The following is a 22,788-nucleotide window of genomic DNA, read 5'->3' as shown; positions in this document are numbered from 1 at the left end:
CGCGCGGGCCCGGCCTGGCGTTCTCCCTCCGGCAGCCGTGCGCGCCGGACGGCGTCGCCCTGCGGAACGGGCCGCTCAGCCTCGATGCCACATCGGCAGCAGGGTCGGTCCGTCGTCGGGCAACTCGATCGGCTCGCCCTCGTGCACGAAGCCGTGACGGGCGTAGAGCCGCGACGATCTGGTCGTACTGGCTTCCAGATACGCCGTTTCGCCCGCGTCGGCGAAGGCCGCGAGCCGATCGGTCAGGATCGCGCCGCCCGCGCCTTTGCCGCGATGCTCGGGCACGGTGACGATGACATGCAGGTAGCGGTGCGGGAATTCGCGCGGATGCGCGGCGGCGACCAGGCTCGAGACCGCCGCCATCCGCCGGAACGACACGACATCGGGCGCCGCCTTCAGCAGCGCGCGCGCTTCGTCGGCTTCGGCGGCGAGCCGGTCGGCGGAGGTGACCGTCTGCCACAGCGACACCGCCCAGATGTCCTCGCCGTCGCCCGCGACCCACACCTCGTCCTCGGCCAAGGCCTTGGCCACGAACTGCGGTCCGAACGTGGTGCGATAGGCCTGCTCGATCTCCGGGTCGCCGGCGCGGATCCACGCCGAGACGACCTCGTCCAGACTCGCCGCGACGAAAGCGTCGGCGACCGCGGCGAGTTCGTCGGGACGGGCCTGCCTGACGTGGACGTTCATCGGTCTCTCCTCCTGGGTGAACAGTGTGCGTAGTCGCCAATCTAGGAGTGCGCCAGCAGGGTTACGAGTATTTCGTCACACTGGTTGGTGTGCGGAAATCGACGCTGTGCGTGCACTGTGGACGCGAGGTGGAGCAGGCCGACCGAGGCCGGGTGCGCCGCTATTGCTCCCGGTCCTGTCAGGGGCGGGCCTACCGGGCCCGCCGGGACCGGCGCCCGCCGGTACGCCGTGCCCGGCCGACCAGGCTGACCCCGGTGCACATCGCCGCCACGGCGATCGAGGTCGCCGACCGGGACGGGCTCGACGGCCTCACCATGCGTCGCCTCGCCGGCGAACTCGGCGTCGCGACCGCCGCGCTCTACCGGCACTTCCCCGACCGGGAGGCCCTGCTGGCGGCGATGACGGAACTGGCGCTCGCGCGCACCCCCGCACCCGCGCCGGCCCCGGACTGGCGCGCCGCCCTGGCGACCGAGGCCGACGGGGAATGGCGACTCTATCGGCGGCACCCGTGGATCCTCACCGTGCTCGCCCGCACCCGGCCGCCACTGGGCCCGGCCCTGCTCGACTCACTGGAGCGCTCCTTCGCCGCGCTCGACGAACTCGACCTGACCAGCGGCGAGATGCTCACGATCTACCTCGCCTACTCCGGCATGGTCCAGGGCCTGGCGCTGATGTGGAGCACCGATCGCGGCGACCGCATCGGTGCCGCCGCGATCGCGACCGCCGACCCGGTGCGCGCCGAACTCGCCGAACTCCTCGACCCGTGCGCCCGCCCGGTGCTGCACCGGATGTTCGCCGCCGAGCCGCACGGACCCGACCTCTCCTTCGACGAACTGCTCACCGCCGGTGTCGCACTACTGCTCGACGGCGTCGCGATGCGGCAGCCGAGGCCGACCGCATAATCTGGGGCGATGACCGCTGTTGCAGATCGTTCACTCGGACCGGAATTGGCACGTACCGAAACCATCAGCCCGGACACCGATGTCCTGGTGATCGGCTTGACGTCCTCGGAGAACGGACCGGCCATCGTCCCCGCCGACCTGTTCGGCGACGTGCTCACCGCCGAGGTTCGCGCGGAGCTGCTCGACGCTCTCGGCGCGGTCGGCGCGAAGGGCAAGCCCGAGGAACTCACCCGGGTGCCCGCGCCCGCGGCGCTGGCCGATGTGACCAGCGTGCTCGCGGTCGGCCTCGGCGCGGCGGACAAGGTCGATGCCGAGCAGGTGCGCCGTAGCGCCGGTGTCGCCGGGCGCGCGCTCAGCGGCACCGAACTCGTCGCGACCACCCTCTCGGGCGTCGACCTGGCCGCCGCGGCGGAGGGCTTCTACCTCGGCGCGTACACCTTCACCACCTTCAAGTCGGCCAAGAGCGCGCCCAAGCCCGACGAACAGCCGGTGCTGCGCGTCGAATTGCTGGTTCCCGAACCCGAATTCGGCGTGCTGGAACTGCTGCGCGCCCAGCTCGTCGCCGAGGCCGTCGCGACCGCGCGCGATTTCGTCAACACTCCGCCGAGCGCGCTGTACCCGGCCGAGTTCGCCGAGCGGGCCCGCCTGCTCGCCGAGGCGGCCGGGCTCGAGGTCGAGGTGCTCGACGAGGACGCGCTCGCCGCGGGCGGCTACGGCGGCATCGTCGGCGTCGGTCAGGGTTCCGCGCGCCCGCCGCGCCTGGTGCGCATCACCTACGCGGGCGGCCCCAAGAAGGTCGCGCTCGTCGGCAAGGGCATCACCTTCGACACCGGCGGCATCTCCATCAAGCCCGCGGCCAACATGGAGAACATGACCTCCGACATGGCCGGCGCCGCGGCGGTCATCGCGACCACCCTGCTCGCCGCCCGGCTCGGCCTGCCGGTCACCGTCACCGCGACCGTGCCGATGGCCGAGAACATGCCCTCGGCTACCGCGCAGCGCCCCGGCGATGTGCTCACCCAGTACGGCGGCACCACCGTCGAGGTACTCAATACCGACGCCGAGGGCAGGCTCATCCTGGCCGACGCGATCGTGCGCGCCGCCGAGGACGAGCCCGACTACCTGATCGACGTCGCCACCCTGACCGGCGCGCAGATGGTCGCCCTGGGCACCCGCACGCCCGGCGTGATGGGCACCGAGGAGTTCCGCGACCGTGTCGCCGCCGTCTCGCGTTCGGTCGGCGAGCACGGCTGGGCGATGCCGCTGCCCGCCGAGCTGCGCGCCGACCTCAACTCCAAGGTCGCCGACCTGGCCAATGTCGCACCGCACCGGTGGGGCGGAATGCTCTCGGCCGCACTGTTCCTCAAGGAGTTCGTGCCCGAGGGCGTGCAGTGGGCGCACCTGGATGTCGCAGGTCCGGCGTACAACACCGGCGGGCCGTTCGGCTACATCGGCAAGGGCGGCACCGGTGTCCCGGTGCGCACGCTGATCACGGTGATCGAGGAGATCGGCGCGGAGTAGTCACTGCTCGCGCTCGCGGGCCCGCCGCCGCTCGATCCGGCGGCGGGCATCGTAGTCGCGCATGCGCTGGGGGTAGCCCGTCCGGTTGACGTCGTAGACCGGAATCTTCAGCGCCCCGGCCAATCGCCGGGCGCCGCGTTCGCCGACGATGCGCCGAGTCCATTCGCCGTCCGCGGCGACCAGCACCGCTGTGACATCGGTCACAGCGGTTTTCGGTTCGATGAACGCCTCGACGCCGCGGCGGGCGCGCGCCCAGTCGGCGAGCGCGGCGATCTCCGACGCGCTGTCGCGAGCGACTGTCCTGCTCCGGCCGCGCGCGCCGCGGAAACGATCCAGCAAACCCACCGGTAACAACCTCCTGCGCTCCGACGGAATTCTGCTCACCGCCGTACATTCCATGGTGCCAGCTCTGCCCGGAATGCCGCCCTGCGCTACGTCGGCGGCGAGCGAGTGCAAGGATGGTTGCCGGAACAAGAAACCGACGATTCCCGGACGCCTCGCTCCAGCGGCGGGGTGGACGTACGCCGCGACCCGCGACGGGTGTCTGCCGGGGTCGAAGCACTGTTGTATTACCCGTCTAACAGTCAGAGGAGACAGAGGACATGGCCTTCTCCGTCCAGATGCCGGCTCTTGGTGAGAGCGTCACCGAGGGAACGGTGACCAGGTGGCTGAAGCAGGAAGGAGACACGGTCGAGGTCGACGAACCGCTGCTCGAAGTCTCCACCGACAAAGTCGATACCGAGATCCCGTCGCCCACTGCCGGTGTGCTGTCGAAGATCGTCGCCCAGGAAGACGACATCGTCGAGGTCGGCGGTGAACTCGGTGTGATCAGCGAGGCCGGCGAAGCCGCCGCTGCCGCTCCCGCACCTGCTGCCGCGCCTGCCGAACCCGCTCCGGCTCCGGCCCCCGAGCCCGCGCCGGCGCCCGCCGCCGAGGCGCCCGCCCCGGCTCCGGAGCCCGCGCCCGCCGCCGCCCCCGCCGCAGCTTCCGGCACCCCGGTGAAGATGCCCGAACTGGGCGAGTCGGTCACCGAAGGCACCGTGACCCGTTGGCTCAAGGCCGTGGGTGACACCGTCGCCGTCGACGAGCCGCTGCTCGAGGTGTCCACCGACAAGGTCGACACCGAGATCCCCTCGCCCGTCGCGGGCACCCTGCTCGAGATCTCGGCGCAGGAAGACGACGTCATCGCCGTCGGTGGTCAGCTGGGTGTGATCGGCAGCGGTGCTCCCGCGGCCGCTCCGGCGCCCGCGCCGGCTCCCGCTCCCGCGCCCGCCGCGGCGGCTCCGGCTCCGGCACCTGCCCCCGCTCCGGCACCTGCCCCCGCTCCGGCTCCCGCGCCTGCCCCGGCTCCCGCGCCTGCACCGGCTCCGGCCGCGTCGGCTCCTGCCCCGGCGGCCACCGCCAACGGCAGCTCCCCGTACGTGACCCCGCTGGTGCGCAAGCTGGCCGAGGAGAACAACGTCGACCTGGCGACCCTCACCGGTTCCGGTGTCGGCGGCCGCATCCGCAAGCAGGATGTGCTCGCCGCGGCCGAGGCCAAGAAGGCGCCCGCGCCCGCCGCGGCTCCGGCCGCCGTCGCCGCGCCCGCCGCCCCGGCCAAGCAGGCCGCCGCGCCGAAGCTGGCCGGTCTGGTCGGCACCACGCAGAAGGCCAGCCGCATCCGGCAGATCACCGCCACCAAGACGCGCGAATCGCTGCAGACCACCGCGCAGCTGACCCAGGTCCACGAGGCCGACGTCACCAAGATCGCGCATCTGCGTCAGCTCGCCAAGGCCTCGTTCAAGTCGCGCGAGGGCGTCAACCTGACGTACCTGCCGTTCTTCGCGAAGGCCGTGGTCGAGGCGCTCGGTGTGCACCCGAACGTGAACGCCTCCTACAACGAGGACACCAAGGAGATCACCTACCACGCGTCGGTGCACCTGGGTATCGCGGTCGACACCGAGCAGGGTCTGCTCTCGCCGGTCATCCACAACGCCAGCGACCTGTCGCTGGCCGGGCTGGCCCGCGCGATCGCCGACATCGCCAACCGCGCCCGCACCGGGGGCCTGAAGCCGGACGAGCTGTCCGGCGGCACCTTCACCATCACCAACATCGGCTCCGAGGGCGCGCTGTTCGACACCCCGATCCTGGTCCCGCCGCAGGCGGCCATGCTCGGCACCGGCGCGATCGTCAAGCGCCCGGTGGTGGTGACCGACGAGGCCGGTAGCGAGTCCATCGGCGTGCGCTCGATGGTGTACCTGCCGCTGACCTACGATCACCGGCTCATCGACGGCGCCGACGCGGGCCGCTTCCTCACCACCATCAAGCATCGGTTGGAAGAGGCGGCGTTCGAGGCCGATCTCGGTCTGTAGTCGAGGAATTCGGCCGACGTATGAAGGTGGTGATCGCCGGTTCGTCCGGGCTGATCGGGACAGCGCTCGTCGCGGCTCTGCGCCGCGACGGGCACGAGGTGTCGCGATTGGTGCGCCGCGCTCCCGCGGCACCGGACGAATTCGCGTGGGATCCCGCGCGCGCCCAGCTCGACGAGCGGGCGTTGCGCGGGGCCGACGCGGTGGTGAATCTGTGCGGCGTGAGCATCGGCGCGCGCCGCTGGAACGGTGGTTACAAGCAGACGCTGCGTGACAGCCGGATCACCCCCACCGACGTCCTGGCCACCGCGGTCGCCGCCGCCAAAGTGCCGACGCTGGTCAACGCCAGCGGCGTGCACTACTACGGCGGCGACACCGGCGACGCGGTGGTCGACGAGACCTCCCCCGCCGGAACCGGTTTCCTCGCGACCCTGTGCCGCGACTGGGAAGCCGCGACCGAGCCCGCGAGCTCGGCGGGCGTGCGCACCGTCCTGGTCCGCAGCGCCGTGGTCCTGGCCCGCAACGGCGGCATGCTCAGCATGCTGCAACCGCTGTACTGGCTGGGCCTGGGCGGGCGCCTGGGCAGCGGTCGCCAGTACACCCCGTGGGTCTCCCTCGACGACGAGGTCGGCGCGATCGCCTTCGCGCTCACCCATCCCGAGGTCGCGGGCCCGATCAACGCCGCGGGCCCGGCGCCGGTCACCAACGCGGAGTTCAACCGCGCCCTCGGCCGGGCCCTGCACCGGCCGACCCCGTTCCTCGTGCCCGGTCTCGCCCTGCGCGCGCTGGTCGGCGAGCTGGCCGACGAGGCCATCCTGCGCGGTCCACGCGCCATCCCCGCCGCGCTGGAGCAGGCGGGCTATACCTTCCAGCACCCCACGATCGGCGCCGCGCTGGCCGCGGCCGTCGGTCGCCCCGGAGATCACTGATGTTCATCCGCGACGCCGACAAGGCCGACCTCCCCGCCGTCCTGGCGATCCACAACACCAATATCGCGTCCTCGACCGCGATCTGGGACACCGACGAGGTCGACCTCGACAATCGCCTGTCCTGGTTCGCCGATCGCACCGCCGCGGGTATGCCGATCCTGATCGCCGAGATCGACGGCGAGGTCGCCGGTTACGCCTCCTACGGCCAGTGGCGGCCGAAGACCGGCTACCGCTTCTCCGTCGAGAACTCCGTCTACGTCGACGAGCGCTTCCAGCGTCGCGGCGTGGCCACCGCGCTGCTCACCGAACTCATCGCCCGCGCCACCGATTCCGGCCGCGTGCACGCCATGATCGCCGCCATCGAATCGAGCAACACCGGTTCCATCGCCCTGCACGAGCGCTTCGGCTTCCGCACCGTCGGTGAGCTGCCCGAAGTCGGCCACAAGTTCGGCCGCTGGATGGATCTGACGCTGATGCAGCGCACCTTCGCGCTCGACGTCTGACCGGCCGACCCGCACGTCCCGACCGGTCTTCACCTCCGGTGGCCGGTGGGCGTAACGTCAGGACGGTGAACGACACGCGCCCCACCGCGTCCGCTCGATTCGATACGACCCCGATCGTGGTCGAGGATCTCGGACTCATCGAATACAACGCCGCCTGGGAGCTGCAACGGCAGATCGCCGACGAGCGCGCCGCAGGCGAAGGTGCCGACAAGCTGCTGCTGCTCGAGCATCCGTCGGTCTACACCGCGGGCCGCCGCACCGAGACCGAGGACCTGCCGATCGACGGCAGCCCGGTGGTGCAGGTCGACCGCGGCGGCAAGATCACCTGGCACGGTCCGGGCCAGCTCGTGGGCTACCCGATCATCCGCCTGGCCGAGCCCGTCGACGTCGTGCAGTACGTGCGCCGCCTGGAGGAGGCCCTGATCCAGGTGGTCTCCGGCCTCGGGATCGAGTGCGGCCGCGTCGAGGGTCGTTCGGGCGTATGGCTGCCCGCCACCGAGTGGCTCGCCGAACGCAAGATCGCCGCGATCGGGGTGCGTGTGCAGCGCGGCGTCGCCCTGCACGGCATCTCCCTGAACTGCAACTCCGCCCTCGACGGCTTCCAGGCGATCGTGCCCTGTGGCATCAAGGACGCCGGCGTCACCACACTGACCCGCGAACTCGGCCGCGAGGTCACCGTCGCCGAGATCAAGCCGCTCGTCGCGGCCGCGATCGTTGCCGCGCTCGACGGCGACATTCCCGTTCGGCCGCATGACATTGATCGCACCACCACCGCCGCGAACATCGTCGCCCCGAGCGTAGAGTCGGTCCAGTGACCTCCGTAGACGCCTCTGCCCCCGCCGGACGCAAGCTGCTGCGCATCGAAGCGCGCAACGCGGAGACCCCGATCGAGCGCAAACCCAAGTGGATTCGCACCCGCGCCACCATGGGCCCGGAGTACACCGAGCTCAAGGGCCTGGTGAAACGCGAGGGCCTGCACACGGTCTGTGAGGAAGCGGGCTGCCCCAACATCTTCGAATGCTGGGAGGACCGCGAGGCCACCTTCCTCATCGGTGGTGAGCAGTGCACCCGCCGCTGCGACTTCTGCCAGATCGACACCGGCAAGCCCGCCGCTCTCGACCGCGACGAGCCCCGTCGCGTGGCCGAGAGCGTCCAGGCCATGGGCCTGCGCTACTCCACCATCACCGGCGTCGCGCGCGACGACCTCGACGACGGCGGCGCCTGGCTCTACGCCGAGACCGTGCGCGCCATCAAGGCGCTCAACCCCGGCACCGGCGTCGAGCTGCTCATCCCCGACTTCAACGCCGACCCCGACCAGCTCGCCGAGGTCTTCTCGACCCGCCCCGAGGTGCTCGCGCACAATCTGGAGACGGTGCCGCGCATCTTCAAGCGCATCCGCCCCGCCTTCCGCTACGAGCGCTCGCTGGCCGTCATCACCGCTGCCCGCGAGGCCGGCCTGGTCACCAAGTCCAACCTCATCCTCGGCATGGGCGAGACTCCCGAGGAGGTCACCGCCGCGATGCGTGACCTGCACGAGGCGGGCTGCGACATCCTGACCATCACCCAGTACCTGCGCCCCTCCCCACGCCACCACCCGGTCGACCGCTGGGTCAAGCCGGAGGAGTTCGTCGAGCACTCCAAGGTCGCCGAGGAACTCGGCTTCGCCGGTGTCATGGCGGGTCCGCTGGTCCGGTCCTCCTACCGCGCCGGGCGCCTCTACGCCCAGGCCATGGCCCATCACGGCCGCGAGATCCCCGAGGCGATGACCCACCTGGCCCAGGAAGGCACCGCCTCCCAGGAAGCCAGCTCGGTGCTGGCTCGCTACGGCAGCTGACCACGTCGGGCCAGAGCTCGGTGAGCTCTGGCCCCTCAGTAGACTAAGGGTCCCCTCACCCCCGGAAGGACCCATGTCGAAGTTCGAGAACGTCTCCGTCGTGAAGAAGGCCAACGTCTATTTCGACGGCAAGTGCGTCAGCCACAACATCGAGCTGCCCGACGGCACCTCGAAGTCCGTGGGCGTCATCCTGCCCGCCACCCTGACCTTCACCACCGGCGCCCCGGAGATCATGGAGCTCATCGAGGGCGAGGCGAAGGTGACCCTCCCCGGCGAGACCGAGCCGAAGGTCTTCCGCGGCGGCGAATCGTTCTCGGTCCCCGGCAACAGCGCCTTCGACATCGAGGTCGTCGAAACCCTGCACTACGTCTGCCATTTCGGCTGATCGTCGTCACCCCGAAGGGCGGTGGCTCCGGCGGAGCCGCAGCCCTTCGCCGTCGGTGCGATCAGCTCGCGCCGGGAGCCCCGATCAGCGCGCGGCACTCCCGCCAGAGCGCGACGGCGTCGGCATCGGAGTAGCGGGTGCCCGGCCGCAGGTGCAGCGGGCGGATCCGGCGATCGTGCCAGAACTGGCCCGACGGCAGCGTGTTCCGGGTGGCGGCGAGCCAGACCGCGGTGTCGGCGCCTTCGGCCGAGGTCCGCAGCAAGGGCCGGGTCATCCGGCGGAACCGGGGCAGCGCGTCGGCGATACCGGGGGTGTCGACCCACCCGGGGTGCACCGCGTGCACGCCGATCCGCTCCTCGGCCAGCTCGACCGCCAGCAGCGGCGTCAGCGCGACCTGCATCCGTTTCGTGCGCGCGTACGCGGCGGCGCCGCGGTAGTCGCCGCGCCGGTATTCCGGATCCTCGACCGTCAGGGGCTGGGCATACATCCCGCCCGAGGACATGAGCACGACTCTGGCCCCGCGTGCCGCGGCCAGCAACGGGCGCACCAGCTCGGTCAGCAGCAACGGACCCAGCACATGGGTGGCGAAGGTGAGCTCGTGGCCGGTGCTGGTCTCACGGCGTTCCGGTGACAGCACCCCCGCGTTGTGCACGAGGGCATCGATCGGCGTGTCGCCGAGCTCGGCGGCACAGCGCCGGACCGAATCGGGTTCGGCGACATCGCATTCGACCACCGTCACCGTGGCGTCGGGATGCCGTTCGCGCAGGCCGTCCGCCGCGTCCGCGCCCCGCTGCGGATTCCGGACCGCGAGCACGATCGCGGCGCCCAGCTCGGCCAGGCCGTCGGCGACGGCCAATCCGATCCCACTGTTGGCGCCGGTGATCACCACCCGACGCCCCCGCATCGCGTCGGCGGGGGGATCGTCATCCGGCCAGCAACGCCGGCGCAGGGCGATGCCCAGGCGGCTGTATCCGGGCAACACAGTTCGGTCGAGGAGCGCATCGACGCGCGATGGCTCGAAGTTCGCATCGTTACTCACGTCATTAGCGGTCACCCCTCCAGAGTACCGCGATAAACGATGCACAAACGATTCACACCGTCGGGCGGACGGGTTACAGTCGAACTATGGGCATCGACTGTTCGACAGTTGTCTCCGCACCTCGCGACGAGGTCTTCGCCTGGTTCGCCAGGCCCGGTGCGTTCACGCGCCTGGCACCGCCCTGGCAACCGGTCCGGCTGCTCAGCGAAGCCGACGATCTGGCCCGCGGCGCCGCCGTCCTCGGCCTGCCGGGCGGCCTGCGCTGGGTCGCGCGGCACGATCCGGCCGCCTACGACCCGCCCCGCCGTTTCGCCGACGCCGTCGCGACCGAGGGGCTCGCCTCCGCCCCGGTCGGCCGCCTGCTGCCGTGGCGGCACACCCACGACTTCACCGCCGTCGACGACGAGCACACCCGCGTCGCCGACCACGTCGACACCCCACTGCCCGCCCGCCTGCTGCGCCCGATGTTCGACTACCGCTACCGCCAGCTCACCGACGACCTCGCCGCCCACCGGCGCGCCGCCGAGCGCGGCTTCACCGCCCGCACCATCGCGGTCAGCGGCGCCTCCGGCATGGTCGGCACCGCGCTGTGCGCGTTCCTGACCACCGGCGGGCACGATGTCGTCCGGCTGGTGCGCCACGCCCCGTCCGATCGCACCGAACGCCGGTGGGACCCCGCCGATCCCGCGCCCGACCTGCTCGACGGCGTCGACGCGGTGGTTCATCTGGCGGGCGCGCCCATCGCGGGCCGATTCACCGACGAACACCGCCGCGCCATCGCCGACAGCCGGATCGGCCCGACCAGGGCGCTGGCCGAGGCCGCGGCCCGCAGCGGCGTCGGCACGTTCGTCTGCGCCTCCGCGATCGGCTACTACGGCTACGACCGGGGCGAGGAGGTCCTCACCGAGACCGCCGATCCCGGCGACGGCTTCCTCGCCGAGGTGGTGACCGGCTGGGAGGCGGCGACCGCACCGGCCGAGGCCGGCGGCGGCCGGGTGGTCCAGGTCCGCACCGGCATCGTCCAGTCACCCACCGGCGGCACCCTGCGCTTGCTGCGACCGCTGTTCGCGGCGGGCCTCGGCGGCCGGATCGGCGACGGCACCCAGTGGCTGTCCTGGATCGGCCTGGACGACCTGCTCGATGTCTATCATCGTGCGCTCTGGGACGATTCCCTCACCGGCCCGGTCAACGCGGTCGCCCCGAATCCGGTCCGCAACAGCGAGTACACCGAGGTATTGGCCCACGTCCTGCACCGGCCCGCCCTGCTGCCGGTGCCCTCGTTCGGCCCGGCGCTGCTGCTGGGCGAGCAGGGCGCGCGGGAACTGGCCGAGGCGAGCCAGCGGGTGTCCCCGGCGCGGTTGTCCGAGGCGGGCCACACCTTCCGCGCTCCCGACCTCGAACAGACCCTGCGCCACCTGCTCGGCCGCTGAGCCGGGGTCATTCCCGCGCGAGAACGAACTGCCCCACGTCGAGGTACCCGGACCGGAAACCCGCCTCCGAGTACGCCAGATACAGCCGCCACATCCGCACGAACGTCTCGTCGAACCCGAGCGCGCCGATCTGCGCCCGCGCGTCCTCGAACCGTTCCCGCCAGGCACGCAGGGTGCGCGCGTACTGCGGACCCATCGAGAACTCCTCGCGCACGCGCAGGTCCGAGCCACGCGCGACGGATTCCTCGATCGCCCGCACCGAGGGCAGGAACCCGCCGGGGAAGATGTACTTCTGGATCCAGGTATAGGTGTGCCGGGTGGCCAGCATGCGCTCGTGCGGCATGGTGATGGCTTGGATCGCGGCCCGCCCACCCGGTGCGAGCACCCGGCCGATGGTCGCGAAATAGGTGTCCAGGTATTCGTAACCGACCGCCTCGATCATCTCCACCGAGACGACGGCGTCGTAGGTGCCGCGCACCCGGCGGTAGTCGAGCAGGTCCACCCGCACCTGCTCGGCCAGTCCCGCCGCCGCCACCCGCGCCCTGGCCGCGGCCTGCTGCTCGGACGACAGCGTCACGGTGTGCACCCGCGCGCCACGCGCGGCCGCCCGGACGGCGAGTTCGCCCCAGCCGGTGCCGATTTCGAGCAGCCGGGTGCCGGATCGCACGCCCGCGCGGTCGAGCAGCCGGTCGATCTTGGCGCGCTGGGCGGTGGCGAGATCATCGGCCGGATCGGCGAACAGCGCGGCCGAATAGGTCATGGTCTCGTCGAGGAACAGCCCGAAGAAGTCGTTGGACAGGTCGTAGTGCCGGGCGATGTTGCCGCGCGTGTTGTCCTCGGAATTGCGTTCGGCGGCGGGATGTCCGGCGACGTAGAGACGGCGCAACCGGGCCAGCGGGCGCGGCACCACCTCGGCGACGTGCGCGGCGAGCACGGTCAGCACGCCGACGAGATCGGGCGCGTCCCAGTCACCGGCCATGTACGACTCACCGAAGCCGATGAGCCCGGCGGCGCCGACCCGGGCGGCGAAGTCGCCGGGCCGGTGCAGGATCAGGCACGGCACTCCGGTGGCCGAACCGGCGACGGTGCCGTCGGGGTAGCGCACCGCCAGCGGCAAGCGGCGGGTCAGGCGGCGGACCAGCACGTCGACGGCCATCGCCGACACGCCCGCGCGCAGGCCGTTCGGCACGGCCAGGTCCGGCCACCGATCCCGCTCCGGTACAGCGGGATTCGCGGTGGTGTCCACGGTTGTCATCGGAGCGCCTCCTCGGGCACGGCCACCGGACGCGGTACGACCGGCAGTCCCCTGGCCCAGAGCACCACGCCCTGCCACCGGATACGCGCGGCCACCAGCAGTGGCGGAATCGGGTCGGTCAGCACGGCGCGCACGATCGCGCCGGTGGTGGCGGGCACGCATCGGCCCGCCATGGTGGCGACGAAGATCGGCCGGTCGGTCGCCAGCGTGATCGACACCCGCAGCGTGGTATCCGGCTCGGGCACCCGCAGCCGATACTCGCCCGCCACCGGGTTGAACGGCGAGACGTAGAACTCCTTGCCGACCCGCGCGCGACCGTCGCCGTCGGGCCGCAGCAGGTAGCGATGCGCGCCACCGTAGGTGTTGCGGACCTCGGCGATCACACACACCGGCGTGCCGTCACGGTCACGGCACCAGTACAGCGTCAGCGGATCGAAGACGTAGCCGAAGGCACGCGCGCCGGCCAGCATCAGCACCCGCCCTCCCCGCAGGTCGATGCCCTGGGTCGCCAGGTACCCGTCGATGGCGGCCCGCAGCGAGCCGCCGCGTTCGCCCAGGTGGTCGCCCGCGTCGAAGCCGACGAACGGCCGCAGCCACCAGGGGAACCGGGGCAGCCGGTCCAGATCGACCAGCCAGCTGTGCCCGCGATAGCGGAAGGCGTGCCGGATCGGCGCCAACCGGGTGTGCCGGATGTCGGTGCGGATCAGCCGAGCGGTCACGACACCGCCACCAGGCCGGGCAGCGGTCCCGTCCAGCGTCCGCCCAGTCGCTCGGCGGCGCGCAGTCCCGACAGCGCGCCGTCCTCGTGGAAGCCCCACCCGTGGTAGGCGCCCGCGAACGCCGTGCGCGCGCACCCGAGTTCCCCGGCGCGGGCGCGGGCGGCCACCGATTCCGGGGTGTAGAGCGGGTGTTCGTAGGTCATCGTGTCCAGCACTGCGCCGGGATCGATCCGGTCGCCGTCGCCCAGGGTGACCAGGAATCGTCGGTCGCCGGTGTCGTCGAGACGCTGGAGCCGGGTCAGGTCGTAGGTGACCAGGACGCGGTCGGGTTCGGCAGCGCAGGCGGGCAGGCGGTAGTTCCAGGACGCGCGAGCACCGGTGGCGCGCGGCAGCAGGCGGGAATCGGTGTGCAGGACAGTGTGATTCACCGAGTAGGGCATCGCCGAGAGGAGGTCGCGTTCGGCGGCGCTCGGCTCGGCGAGCAGGGCCAGCGCCTCGTGCGGATGGGTCGCGATCACCGCGGCGTCGAAGTCGTCGACGCCGTCGTCGGCGGTGCGGACGGTGATTCCGCCGGGATGCCGGTGCAGCGCCCGGACCGGGGTCGCGACCTGTACTCGGTGCAGGCGTTCGGCGACCGCCGCGACGTAGGTCGCCGATCCCCCGGTGACCGTGCGCCAGGTGGGTGAGCCGAACACCGTCAGCATGCCGTGGTGTTCGAGGAAGGTGAACAGGTAGCGGGCCGGATAACGCAGCGCGGTGCGGGGATCGCAGGACCAGACCGCCGAGATGAGCGGTGCCAGGAAGTGGGTGCGGAAGTAGGCGGAGAATCCGGCGTCGGCCAGGAATTCGGCCACGGTGCGTTCCGTCGTCGGGTCCGCGGCGAGTTCGGCGCGGGCCAGGCGGTGGAACCGCGGCACTTCGGCGAGCAGTCGCAGATACCGCCCTCGCATCAGGTGCCCGGGGCGCGGGAACAGGCCGGGCAGCCCGCGCGCGCCCGCGTATTCGAGCCCGCAGCCGTCGCAGCGCACCGACATGCTCATGTCGGTCTCCCCGGTGGCGATATCGAGCTCGCCGAACAGCCGCTGCAGTGTCGGGTAGGTGCGGTCGTTGTGCACGATGAACCCGGTGTCCACGCCGATGGTCTGCCCATTGCCCGCGACCACACGGTGGGTGTCGGCGTGCCCGCCGAGACGGTCCTGTGCCTCGTAGAGCGTGACCTCGGCCGAGCGCGCGAGCACCCAGGCCGCGGTCAGCCCGGCGACACCACTGCCGATCACCGCGACTCGGCGCTGCCCGTTCGATGCGTTCATTGCGATTCCTCCGGTCGTCCCCCGGCCAGCGGATGGACGATCCACCCGAAGTGAATCAATTATGCATCGTTTGATGACCGACGGCCAGTCGTCAGCGCAACGCCTCGACCGCACTCGCGAGGGAGGCGATCCGCGCGACCGCGGGCGGCAGCAGCGCCGCGTCCCAGCCGGGCCCGCCGACGAAGACCCGTGCGCCCGCGTCGAGGCCGGCCAGCACGGCCGAGGTCAGCGCGCTCGATTCCCGCTGCGACCACAGCAGCAGCGAGGTCGGCCCCGAGGGCCGGGCCAGCGCGCCGACCAGCGCGACGGTCGGCACGTCCGCGCCGAGCATCCGGGCGCCCACTCCCTGCTCGGCCAGTGCCGCGCGCAGCACTTCCAGTGGGAGCGAATGGGTCTCACCGCCGGTACAGGCGAGCACGACGGTCCGATCGGCGACCGCGGGCGCGGTCTGCACTCGCTGCATCACCGCCGCGATCGACCACGACAGCAGATGCTCGACATCGATGCAGTTCTCCCCGACACCCTGACGTGCCACGATGTCGGCGAAGGCGGGCCTGCACAGCTCGTCCCAGGTGCGGACGACGCCGTAGGCGCGCACGTGCGCCTCGACGAGGTCGACCGAGGTCGCGGAGTCGAGCGCGAACGCGGCGTCGAGCAGGTCGACGCGGTTGCCCGCCCGCACCGCGGGCCCGCGGGCGGCCGCCGCCGCGCCCGCCGGACTGGCACCGTCGCGGATCAGCGTCAGCATGCGTTCGAGCAGGCCGATGTCGGCTTCGGTGTAGAGCCGATGCCGACCGGGACGGTCCTGCGCGGGCCCGATGGCGTAGCGGCGATTCCAGCTACGCAGGGTGGCCGTCGGGATGCCGAGACGATCCGCGACCGCGCGCACGGTGTACCCGGCCGCGTCGGAGACAGGGGCGGAACCGGCGGACATCGTTCCATTCTGACCGATGCCGCTCCGCCCGCGTGTCACGGCCGTGCGGCGGCGGGTCGCCGCGGCCACGCCAGTGCCGTGGTTCCGGCACCGAGCAGGCCCCAGACCAGCGGCACCGCGATCGCGGTGCGGCGCAGGCGAGGGTCGACCGCCGTGCCGAGGACCAGCGCGTCGGCGAGGTCGGCCGCGATCCGCACGCCCGCGGCGGCCCGCGCGACGCGGGCGTCCGGCGCGAGCACCATGGCCGCGCCGGAGATCGCGTCCCGGCAGCCGACCATGCGCGCCAGCGCCCGGCTGCCCGGCCGGTCGGTCTCGAATCCACACGGCCGCAGCAGCACCTCGGGGCGAACGGCCACACTCGCGCCGTAGGCGGCGGTCGCCAGGCCGAGCAGACGGAACGGCCACTCCCGTGTCATCGACAACTCCTCTCGCCGGGTGAATCAATTATGCATCGTTTCTTGATAGTCTGTCAGTACCAACAATCCGAGGAGTTCTCGTGCGCATCGCCCATTCCTCCGTTCCGCTCCGCCTCCCGCTGCTCGCCTGCGCGGCGATGGCCACCGTGGCGCTGGCACCGGCCACCGCGTCCGCCGCGCCCCCGGCGCCGGTGCCGTCGCTCGATGTCGAGCGCTATCTGGGCGTCTGGCACCAGCTGGCCGCGATCCCGGCCCCGTTCAGCCTCGATTGCGCCGGCGACACCACCGCCACCTACACCCTCGACGACGCCGGTGACGTCGGCGTCTACAACCGCTGCCGTACCTGGTCTGGCGGCACCAACGAGATCCGGGGCACCGCGACGGTGACCGATCCCGTCACCAACGCCCAGCTGCATGTCTCCTTCCCCGGCGTGCCCGGCCAGGATCAGCGCACCGGCGCCCCCAACTACATCGTCACGGCCCTCGGCCCGGACTACTCCTGGGCGGTCGTCACCGATCCCAGCCGCCTGTCCGGCTTCGTCCTGTCACGCACCCCCGCCGTCGACGCCGCCACCTGGAACGACATCGACGCCGCGATCGTGGCCGCCGGCCAGAACACCTGTGTCTACCTGACCACGCCGACCGCGGGCGGCCGCTCCGACATCACCCCGCTGTGCGCCCGATGACCGTCTCGATCGCGCTGTTCACCCGTGACCTGCGCACCGCCGACAACCCGGTCCTCACCGCCGCGCACCGCGACAGCGATGCCGTCGTCCCGCTGTTCGTCGTCGACGACGGCATCGTCCCGGACCGCTGCCCGCCCAATCGCGCCGTCTTCCTCGCCACCGCGCTGGCCGAACTCGACGAGCGCCTGCGCGGGATCGGCGGGCGCCTGGTGGTCCGGCGGGGCGAGGTGACCGACGTCGTGGCCCGGATCGCCGCCGAGACCGGCGCGAGCGCGGTGCATCTGGCCGAGGACGTCAGCGCCTACGCCACCCGCCGCGAACAGGCCCTGCGGGACCGCCTCGCCGGCACGGACTGCGCCGTGCGCACCCACAGCGCGGTCGTCACCGCGGCCGATCCCGCCGTCCTCACCCCCGCGACGGGCCGTGACCACTACGCGGTGTTCACCCCCTACTTCCGGCGCTGGGTCGACGCTCACCAGCGCCACCCGCTGGGCACCCCGCGCGCGCTGTCCGTTCCCGACGTGGCCGGCGACGCTCTGCCTGCGCCCGGCGACCTGTCGGCCGGCGAGCCGTCCCCGAACTGCCCTCGTGGTGGCGAGATCAGCGGCCGGGTGCTGCTGCGCAAATGGCTCGCGGGCCCGATCCAGGACTACGCCGACCGCAACGACGACCTCGCCGCCGATGCCACCTCCCACCTCTCCCCGCACCTGCATTTCGGCTGCCTGTCGCCGGTCGAGATCGTCCACCGCACCGACCTGTCCGACCCCGGCGGTCACGCCTTCGCCCGCCAGCTCGCCTGGCGCGACTTCCACCACCAGCTCCTGGCGGCGCGCCCCGACACCGCCTGGACCAGCTACCGTCCCGGCCCGTTCGCCGTGCGCACCGACCCCGACGCCGTCGCCGCCTGGAAGGACGGCCGCACCGGCTACCCGATCATCGACGCCGCCATGCGCCAGCTCGTCACCGACGGCTGGCTCCCCGGCCGCGCCCGCCTGATCACCGCCTCCTTCTTCGCCAAATCCCTGCGCCTGGACTGGCGCATCGGCGCGGCCCACTTCCTGCACTGGCTCGTCGACGCCGACCTCGCCAACAACCAGCTCAACTGGCAGTGGGCCGCGGGCACCGGCACCGACACCCGCCCCAACCGCGTCCTCAACCCCCTGCGCCAAGCCGACCGCTACGACCCCGACGGCACCTACGTCCGCACCTGGCTCCCCGAACTGGCCCACCTCGACGGCCCCACCATCCACCGCCCCTGGCGCGCCGAGATCCCCCACTCCGCCTATCCCCCACCGCTACTCGACGTCGCGGGCATGTGACCTGCGCGGACTCCGCTCGCCCCGCCGATGTCGGTGTGCCTTGCTAGTTTTCGCTCGTTCGACCCACCGCACGAGCTCAGCGAGGATCCATGACGACCGCCGAAACCACCTACCTGGAACTGTCCGACGACACCGGTTCCTCGCACAAGTTCTACGAGGTGATCGTCACCGGCACCCAGGTGAACATTCGCTTCGGCCGGATCGGCGAACAGGGTCAGTCCAAGGCGAGCTCGTTCGCCACCGCGGAGAAGGCGAAGTCGGCCGCGCAGAAGAAGATCGGCGAGAAGGTCCGCAAGGGCTACGCGCCCGCCGTCATGGGCGCGCGCGAGCGTCGCTCGGTGACCCGCCGCGTGATCACCAGCCAGCGTTCCACCGCCAAGAGCGCTCCGGTCCTGTGGCGCTTCGACTCCGGCGCCGCCGCGTTCGGCATCTTCGTCGACGAGCAGCGCTGCTGGGTCGGCAACGAGAACGGCGAGGTCTACACCCTCACCCCCGACGGCGTGGTGACCAACCGCTACCAGCTCCCCGACGGCGTGAAATGCCTGGTGGCCGACGACTTCTGGATCTACGCGGGCTGTGACGACGGCCGCGTCTACGACCTGTCGGGCAAGGTCCCGCGCGCCGCCTACGACGTCTCGGCCACCGACGTCTACTGGCTCGACATCCACGACGGCATCCTCGCCGCCTCCGACGCCGCGGGCGGCCTGACCGTGATCGACCACGAAGAGGAATCCCTCTGGTCGGCGCGCAGTACCGGCAACTCCGGCTGGATGGTCCGCCTCGACCCCACCGGCGTCTACCACGGCCACAGCGCGGGCGTCACCAAGTACACCTTGGAAACCGGTGCCACCCAATGGCATTCGCCTACCCGGGGCTCGGTCCTGTTCGGCTGGCAGGAGACCTCCGACGTCTACGCGGGCACCTCGGCCAACCGCGTCGAGGAGATCACCAAGCAGGGCGTCACCACCCGCGCCTACCAGTGCGACGCCGCCGTTTTCTCCTGCGCCGCCTCCCCCGACGGCCGCTACGTCTTCGCCGGCGATTCGCACTCCTCGGTCTACTGCTTCGACGCCACCGGCACCCGCCGGTGGAAGCTGGCGACCGGCTGCGGCTCGGCCTACTCCATGCAGTACCACGACGACAAGCTGTACCTGGTCACCACGTCCGGGGCGCTGGCCTGCCTCGACGTGAGCGAGTCCGCCGTCCGCGACGCCGACCAGGGGGTGCTCCCCAGCACCGTCTCGGTCAAGGCCCCCGAGATCTCCGCCGTCCCCGCCTCCAGCACCCTCGAGGTCACCACCGACGCCGGCACCGGCATCGTCGTCGAATGCGTCGAACACGGCGGCTCCCTGCGCGTCCACGTCGTCAGCCCCGGCTACGAACGCGGCTGGAACGTCCAGTTCCCCCGCGACATCCGCCAGGCGGGCACCCGCTACGTCGTCGACGCCGTCACCGAATCCGCCCGCGGCGGCTTCTACCGCGTCCGCGGCGACATTCGCCGCCTGAGCTGACCAGCAGGCCGGCCGAACGCCGCTCCCTCGATGACCGGATTGCTTGTCTGACATGAAGTATCTTGTCAGACAAGGCATTACGACCTGATGCCACGGACCGCATCGGGGGGATCATGTCCGACATCAGCAGGCATCGCCGCGCCCACTGGGCGGAGCAGCAGATCGCCGCGCATCCGCAGCTCACCGCATCGCAACGTCGCTTCCTCTCCGCCATCCTGATCGAACCGCGATGGCATCTCTTGCTCGACACGACACCGCCCACGCCGGACCGGGCGGCGGCATTCGCGATCGGCCGGTCCGGAGTGTTCGCGCTGGTCTTCACCGATACGGTGCCGGCCGACCAGGTCGTTCGCGGAATCCGCCGCACCGCCGAGGAGATGTTCGCGAACTTGCTGTTCGACCGTGCGCAGTTCGTCCCGCACACCCTCGAACTGGTGCTGCTCATGCGACGGCGGGTGCCCACGGAGGCACACGATCCTTTCCTCACCGCCGATGAAGCCACGATCCGTGACACCCTGCTGACGCGTGAACGATTGCTGTCGCCGAGTCGGGCCGCGACCATCGCGGCCACGGTCGCCACCCGGGTGGGCGCGAGCTTCACCTCGATCAGCACCGACGACGCACCGACCCCGGAAATTGTCGCCACGGATGGCTTGTTCGACAGCGCGGATCTGGACAACGACACCCGGTCCGCCTCTCTGACCCGGCCGTTTCGCGAGTGGATCACCTTCCTCGACCCCGAACAGCTCGCCCTCGTCCACGCCAATTTCACCGGGCCCGCGCGGTTCAGCGGCCCGGCAGGCACGGGTAAATCCGTGGTGGCGCTGCACCGCATGGCCCATTTCGCCAAGCGGAACCCAGGTCGGCTACTGTTCACGAGCTTCGTCCGCACGCTGCCCACTTATCACCGGTCCGGGTTCGCGCGGATCGCACCGACCGTGGTCGACCGCACCGAGTTCATCGGCCTGCACGCGTGGGCGACCGGATTCCTCAAATCCCGCAAGGTCACCTTCCACCTCGACGTCGACGCGGCCGACGACGCCATGGCCCGAACGTGGATGGGTGTCCGTCACCGGCTCGACGGCTACGCGGGGACCGATTTCACCTACTGGGAAGAGGAGATCAAACGAGTCATCAAGGGTCGCGGCCTGACCACGCTCGACGAATACCGCGCCATCGAACGATCCGGTCGCGACGGGTTGCGCCTCACCGGCCGCCAACGGGAATACGTCTGGGACAACCTGTTTCTGCCCTATCAGCAAAGACTGGCGGACAAGCAGACGCACGACTTCAACGACGTCATCGCGCTGGCCACCGATGAACTCCGGCAGAGCCCGTTCGACGACGACGAGCGCTACTCGATGGTGGTCGTCGACGAGGTGCAGGACTGCACGCTGATGGAGCTCCGGTTGGTCCACCGCATCGCCGGAGGCACCGACACCGACCAGCTCCTCCTGGTCGGCGACGGACAGCAGCAGGTCTATCCAGGTGGTTGGCGGCTCTCCGATGCCGGGATCCCGCTGGCGGGTGGCCGCGGCCGGGTGCTGCGCACGAACTACCGGAATCGTGCCGCCGTGCTGGATCTGGCCAAGAAGCTCGAGGCGGGCAATACGGTCGACGACCTGGACGGCGGGCGCGGATTCGTCCTGCGCGACAGCGACGGGACGCTGCCCGACGGCGCGGCCGTGAAAGTCCGTCTACGCCGCGACGAACTCGATGCCGCCTTCCTGCACGCCGTCCGAGACTGTGGTGTCCCCACGGGCGAGATCGCCGTGATCGTGGATACGCACCGGGATGCCAAGCACTGTCGCGACCTTCTCCACGCGGCCGGCCTGCCGACGATGGCGCTCGACGACTACAACGGCACTCAGCTCGCCGAGATCAAGATCGGCACCGTGCACCGCGCCAAGGGCATGGACTTCGCCGCCGTCTTCCACATCACCACCGAACCGGCGACCTTCGCGACCGTCCGGGGCGCCACCCGTGATCGGGCGGAACTCGCCGCACGGCAGAAGCTCGTGGCCGTCACCCGAGCACGCGACTACGCGTGGCTGGCCTACATCACCGATCAGTGACCTGGTGTCGGGGTCGGCGACACAGCCCGTCGCCGACCCCGACTACCCGTCATGGTCGGTTCGTGCCCCACGGATCGGCCCGTGGGGCTGAGTCCGAATCACCCGGTACGGACCTCGTCCTCGTTCAGAAACTCTTGTGCGGCACCCCGACCGTGAGCCCACCGTCGACCACGAATTCCGCACCGGTCGAATACGACGACTCGTCCGACGCCAGGTAGGCGACCAGGGCCGACACCTCGTCGGGCTCGGCGCCCCGCTTCAGCGGAATCTGCAGGAAGTCCGCCGGGATCCCCTCGGTCATCGGCGTGCTGATGAACCCGGGATGCACCGAGTTCACCCGGATTCCCTGCGCCGCCAGCTCCAGAGCCGCCGACTTGGTGAGTCCGCGCACCGCGAACTTCGTCGCCGTGTACCCGTGCAGACCCGGGCTGCCGCGCATCCCCTCGACCGAGGAGATGTTCACGATCGACCCGCCGCTCGTCATCGCGGGCACCGCGGCCTGCATCCCGAGGAACGTCCCGGTCAGGTTGATGTCGATGATCCGCTGCCACTCCTCCAGCGCGAAGTCGACCAGCAGATTCCCGTTGACGATCCCCGCGTTGTTCACCAGCACGTGCAGTCCGCCGAAGGTCTCGACCGCCGCCGCGACGACCGCGGCCCACTGCTCGGGTTCGCGCACATCCAGGTGCCGGTAGATCGCGGCATCGCCGAGCTCCTTGGCGACGACGGCGCCTTCGTCGTCGAGCACGTCACCGAGCACCACCGACGCGCCCTCGGCGACGAACCGGCGCGCGTGCGCCGCGCCCATCCCCCGCGCTCCGCCGCTGATCACCGCGACTTTGCCGGCCAACCGTCCCATGTCCACATTCCTCTCACCAGAACTGAGCCACTCTCACCGTAGGAGCGTGGACCCGTTCCGCGTGGGGATATGCCTAAATGAAAGGTGAGTCGATCCGACGAAATACCGACACGGCCCGCTCGCCGC

The 22,788-nt window shown here is 71.1% G+C and carries 22 protein-coding genes; 13 read left to right on the top strand and 9 right to left on the bottom strand.

Annotated elements, in window-relative coordinates:
* Positions 1-75 precede the first annotated feature (75 nt).
* Positions 76-687, bottom strand: coding sequence for a GNAT family N-acetyltransferase (locus ACIO52_RS25905; protein WP_402647470.1), 612 nt, complete (start codon positions 685-687; stop codon positions 76-78).
* An 89-nt stretch (positions 688-776) separates the two neighbouring features.
* Here ACIO52_RS25905 and ACIO52_RS25900 point away from each other — a divergent pair, with 89 nt between their 5' ends.
* Positions 777-1,589, top strand: coding sequence for a helix-turn-helix domain-containing protein (locus ACIO52_RS25900; protein WP_308248398.1), 813 nt, complete (start codon positions 777-779; stop codon positions 1,587-1,589).
* A gap of 9 nt (positions 1,590-1,598) precedes the next feature.
* Positions 1,599-3,110 (top strand): leucyl aminopeptidase, encoded by a 1,512-nt coding sequence (locus tag ACIO52_RS25895; RefSeq protein ID WP_218717155.1) that lies wholly within the window; start codon positions 1,599-1,601, stop codon positions 3,108-3,110.
* On the opposite strand, the gene ACIO52_RS25890 is transcribed toward ACIO52_RS25895, so the two are convergent.
* Complete coding sequence (locus tag ACIO52_RS25890) at positions 3,111-3,455, bottom strand: oxidoreductase (RefSeq protein WP_218717160.1); 345 nt, start codon at positions 3,453-3,455, stop codon at positions 3,111-3,113. It abuts the gene before it with no gap.
* Between the two features lie 257 nt (positions 3,456-3,712).
* Between ACIO52_RS25890 and sucB the strand changes: the two genes are divergently transcribed.
* The 6 genes from sucB (at position 3,713) to ACIO52_RS25860 (ending at position 9,109) form a co-directional block, all read left to right on the top strand.
* Positions 3,713-5,461 carry a 2-oxoglutarate dehydrogenase, E2 component, dihydrolipoamide succinyltransferase gene (sucB, locus tag ACIO52_RS25885; RefSeq protein WP_402647465.1) on the top strand — a complete coding sequence of 583 codons (1,749 nt, stop codon included), beginning with the start codon at positions 3,713-3,715 and terminating at the stop codon, positions 5,459-5,461.
* A gap of 20 nt (positions 5,462-5,481) precedes the next feature.
* Positions 5,482-6,387, top strand: a complete 906-nt coding sequence (locus ACIO52_RS25880) for a TIGR01777 family oxidoreductase (protein ID WP_402647462.1) — start codon at positions 5,482-5,484, stop codon at positions 6,385-6,387.
* Positions 6,387-6,890, top strand: a complete 504-nt coding sequence (locus tag ACIO52_RS25875; protein ID WP_218715930.1) for a GNAT family N-acetyltransferase — start codon at positions 6,387-6,389, stop codon at positions 6,888-6,890. The genes ACIO52_RS25880 and ACIO52_RS25875 overlap by 1 nt, the downstream gene beginning before the upstream one ends.
* 65 nt (positions 6,891-6,955) lie before the next feature.
* Positions 6,956-7,705, top strand: coding sequence for a lipoyl(octanoyl) transferase LipB (gene lipB / locus ACIO52_RS25870; protein WP_402647459.1), 750 nt, complete (start codon positions 6,956-6,958; stop codon positions 7,703-7,705).
* Positions 7,702-8,724: a lipoyl synthase gene (gene lipA / locus ACIO52_RS25865; RefSeq protein WP_218715932.1), complete on the top strand. Its 1,023-nt coding sequence runs from the start codon at positions 7,702-7,704 to the stop codon at positions 8,722-8,724. The genes lipB and lipA overlap by 4 nt, the downstream gene beginning before the upstream one ends.
* A 73-nt stretch (positions 8,725-8,797) precedes the next feature.
* Positions 8,798-9,109 carry a pyrimidine/purine nucleoside phosphorylase gene (locus ACIO52_RS25860; protein WP_218715933.1) on the top strand — a complete coding sequence of 104 codons (312 nt, stop codon included), beginning with the start codon at positions 8,798-8,800 and terminating at the stop codon, positions 9,107-9,109.
* Positions 9,110-9,170: 61 nt separating this feature from the next.
* Here ACIO52_RS25860 and ACIO52_RS25855 read toward each other — a convergent pair whose 3' ends face one another.
* Positions 9,171-10,163: an SDR family NAD(P)-dependent oxidoreductase gene (locus tag ACIO52_RS25855; RefSeq protein ID WP_402647454.1), complete on the bottom strand. Its 993-nt coding sequence runs from the start codon at positions 10,161-10,163 to the stop codon at positions 9,171-9,173.
* A gap of 71 nt (positions 10,164-10,234) precedes the next feature.
* Here ACIO52_RS25855 and ACIO52_RS25850 point away from each other — a divergent pair, with 71 nt between their 5' ends.
* Complete coding sequence (locus tag ACIO52_RS25850) at positions 10,235-11,578, top strand: TIGR01777 family oxidoreductase (protein WP_402647452.1); 1,344 nt, start codon at positions 10,235-10,237, stop codon at positions 11,576-11,578.
* A gap of 7 nt (positions 11,579-11,585) precedes the next feature.
* On the opposite strand, the gene ACIO52_RS25845 is transcribed toward ACIO52_RS25850, so the two are convergent.
* The 5 genes from ACIO52_RS25845 to ACIO52_RS25825 form a co-directional block, all read right to left on the bottom strand.
* Complete coding sequence (locus ACIO52_RS25845; protein WP_316573276.1) at positions 11,586-12,833, bottom strand: cyclopropane-fatty-acyl-phospholipid synthase family protein; 1,248 nt, start codon at positions 12,831-12,833, stop codon at positions 11,586-11,588.
* Positions 12,830-13,552: a DUF1365 domain-containing protein gene (locus tag ACIO52_RS25840; RefSeq protein ID WP_316573275.1), complete on the bottom strand. Its 723-nt coding sequence runs from the start codon at positions 13,550-13,552 to the stop codon at positions 12,830-12,832. Before ACIO52_RS25840 ends, ACIO52_RS25845 begins: the two co-directional genes overlap by 4 nt.
* The gene (locus tag ACIO52_RS25835; protein WP_402647448.1) at positions 13,549-14,862 is read right to left on the bottom strand and encodes an NAD(P)/FAD-dependent oxidoreductase; all 1,314 of its coding nucleotides are present in this window, start codon (positions 14,860-14,862) and stop codon (positions 13,549-13,551) included. The genes ACIO52_RS25840 and ACIO52_RS25835 overlap by 4 nt, the downstream gene beginning before the upstream one ends.
* A 91-nt stretch (positions 14,863-14,953) precedes the next feature.
* Positions 14,954-15,796 carry a MerR family transcriptional regulator gene (locus ACIO52_RS25830; RefSeq protein WP_218715939.1) on the bottom strand — a complete coding sequence of 281 codons (843 nt, stop codon included), beginning with the start codon at positions 15,794-15,796 and terminating at the stop codon, positions 14,954-14,956.
* A gap of 35 nt (positions 15,797-15,831) precedes the next feature.
* Entirely contained in the window at positions 15,832-16,212 is a 381-nt protein-coding gene (locus tag ACIO52_RS25825) for a hypothetical protein (protein ID WP_402647444.1), read from the bottom strand.
* A gap of 137 nt (positions 16,213-16,349) precedes the next feature.
* Here ACIO52_RS25825 and ACIO52_RS25820 point away from each other — a divergent pair, with 137 nt between their 5' ends.
* The 4 genes from ACIO52_RS25820 (at position 16,350) to ACIO52_RS25805 (ending at position 21,803) form a co-directional block, all read left to right on the top strand.
* On the top strand, positions 16,350-16,898 hold the full coding sequence (locus tag ACIO52_RS25820; protein ID WP_402647693.1) for a lipocalin family protein: 549 nt from the start codon (positions 16,350-16,352) through the stop codon (positions 16,896-16,898).
* Positions 16,895-18,217, top strand: coding sequence for a cryptochrome/photolyase family protein (locus ACIO52_RS25815; RefSeq protein WP_402647441.1), 1,323 nt, complete (start codon positions 16,895-16,897; stop codon positions 18,215-18,217). The genes ACIO52_RS25820 and ACIO52_RS25815 overlap by 4 nt, the downstream gene beginning before the upstream one ends.
* A gap of 89 nt (positions 18,218-18,306) precedes the next feature.
* Entirely contained in the window at positions 18,307-19,728 is a 1,422-nt protein-coding gene (locus tag ACIO52_RS25810) for a WGR domain-containing protein (protein ID WP_218716432.1), read from the top strand.
* Between the two features lie 113 nt (positions 19,729-19,841).
* Positions 19,842-21,803: a UvrD-helicase domain-containing protein gene (locus ACIO52_RS25805; RefSeq protein ID WP_402647438.1), complete on the top strand. Its 1,962-nt coding sequence runs from the start codon at positions 19,842-19,844 to the stop codon at positions 21,801-21,803.
* A gap of 124 nt (positions 21,804-21,927) precedes the next feature.
* Here ACIO52_RS25805 and ACIO52_RS25800 read toward each other — a convergent pair whose 3' ends face one another.
* Positions 21,928-22,662 carry a glucose 1-dehydrogenase gene (locus ACIO52_RS25800; RefSeq protein ID WP_402647435.1) on the bottom strand — a complete coding sequence of 245 codons (735 nt, stop codon included), beginning with the start codon at positions 22,660-22,662 and terminating at the stop codon, positions 21,928-21,930.
* Positions 22,663-22,788 lie beyond the last annotated feature (126 nt).

It is taken from the genome of Nocardia sp. NPDC087230 (genome assembly GCF_044744725.1).
In the GTDB taxonomy this organism is placed as follows: Bacteria; Actinomycetota; Actinomycetes; order Mycobacteriales; family Mycobacteriaceae; genus Nocardia; species Nocardia canadensis.
This window is presented reverse-complemented; position numbering and strand designations above follow the sequence as displayed.

What these genes read in the sequence shown, in the direction of transcription:
- ACIO52_RS25830 (WP_218715939.1), bottom strand. Translation starts at nt 15,796, where the DNA reads ATGTCCGCCGGTTCCGCCCCTGTCTCCGACGCGGCCGGGTACACCGTG.
- ACIO52_RS25860 (WP_218715933.1), top strand. Translation starts at nt 8,798, where the DNA reads ATGTCGAAGTTCGAGAACGTCTCCGTCGTGAAGAAGGCCAACGTCTAT.
- ACIO52_RS25800 (WP_402647435.1), bottom strand. Translation starts at nt 22,662, where the DNA reads ATGGGACGGTTGGCCGGCAAAGTCGCGGTGATCAGCGGCGGAGCGCGG.
- ACIO52_RS25820 (WP_402647693.1), top strand. Translation starts at nt 16,350, where the DNA reads ATGGCCACCGTGGCGCTGGCACCGGCCACCGCGTCCGCCGCGCCCCCG.
- ACIO52_RS25880 (WP_402647462.1), top strand. Translation starts at nt 5,482, where the DNA reads ATGAAGGTGGTGATCGCCGGTTCGTCCGGGCTGATCGGGACAGCGCTC.
- ACIO52_RS25905 (WP_402647470.1), bottom strand. Translation starts at nt 687, where the DNA reads ATGAACGTCCACGTCAGGCAGGCCCGTCCCGACGAACTCGCCGCGGTC.
- ACIO52_RS25810 (WP_218716432.1), top strand. Translation starts at nt 18,307, where the DNA reads ATGACGACCGCCGAAACCACCTACCTGGAACTGTCCGACGACACCGGT.
- ACIO52_RS25895 (WP_218717155.1), top strand. Translation starts at nt 1,599, where the DNA reads ATGACCGCTGTTGCAGATCGTTCACTCGGACCGGAATTGGCACGTACC.
- ACIO52_RS25825 (WP_402647444.1), bottom strand. Translation starts at nt 16,212, where the DNA reads ATGACACGGGAGTGGCCGTTCCGTCTGCTCGGCCTGGCGACCGCCGCC.
- ACIO52_RS25835 (WP_402647448.1), bottom strand. Translation starts at nt 14,862, where the DNA reads ATGAACGCATCGAACGGGCAGCGCCGAGTCGCGGTGATCGGCAGTGGT.
- ACIO52_RS25805 (WP_402647438.1), top strand. Translation starts at nt 19,842, where the DNA reads ATGTCCGACATCAGCAGGCATCGCCGCGCCCACTGGGCGGAGCAGCAG.
- ACIO52_RS25845 (WP_316573276.1), bottom strand. Translation starts at nt 12,833, where the DNA reads ATGACAACCGTGGACACCACCGCGAATCCCGCTGTACCGGAGCGGGAT.
- sucB (WP_402647465.1), top strand. Translation starts at nt 3,713, where the DNA reads ATGGCCTTCTCCGTCCAGATGCCGGCTCTTGGTGAGAGCGTCACCGAG.
- ACIO52_RS25850 (WP_402647452.1), top strand. Translation starts at nt 10,235, where the DNA reads ATGGGCATCGACTGTTCGACAGTTGTCTCCGCACCTCGCGACGAGGTC.
- ACIO52_RS25815 (WP_402647441.1), top strand. Translation starts at nt 16,895, where the DNA reads ATGACCGTCTCGATCGCGCTGTTCACCCGTGACCTGCGCACCGCCGAC.
- ACIO52_RS25875 (WP_218715930.1), top strand. Translation starts at nt 6,387, where the DNA reads ATGTTCATCCGCGACGCCGACAAGGCCGACCTCCCCGCCGTCCTGGCG.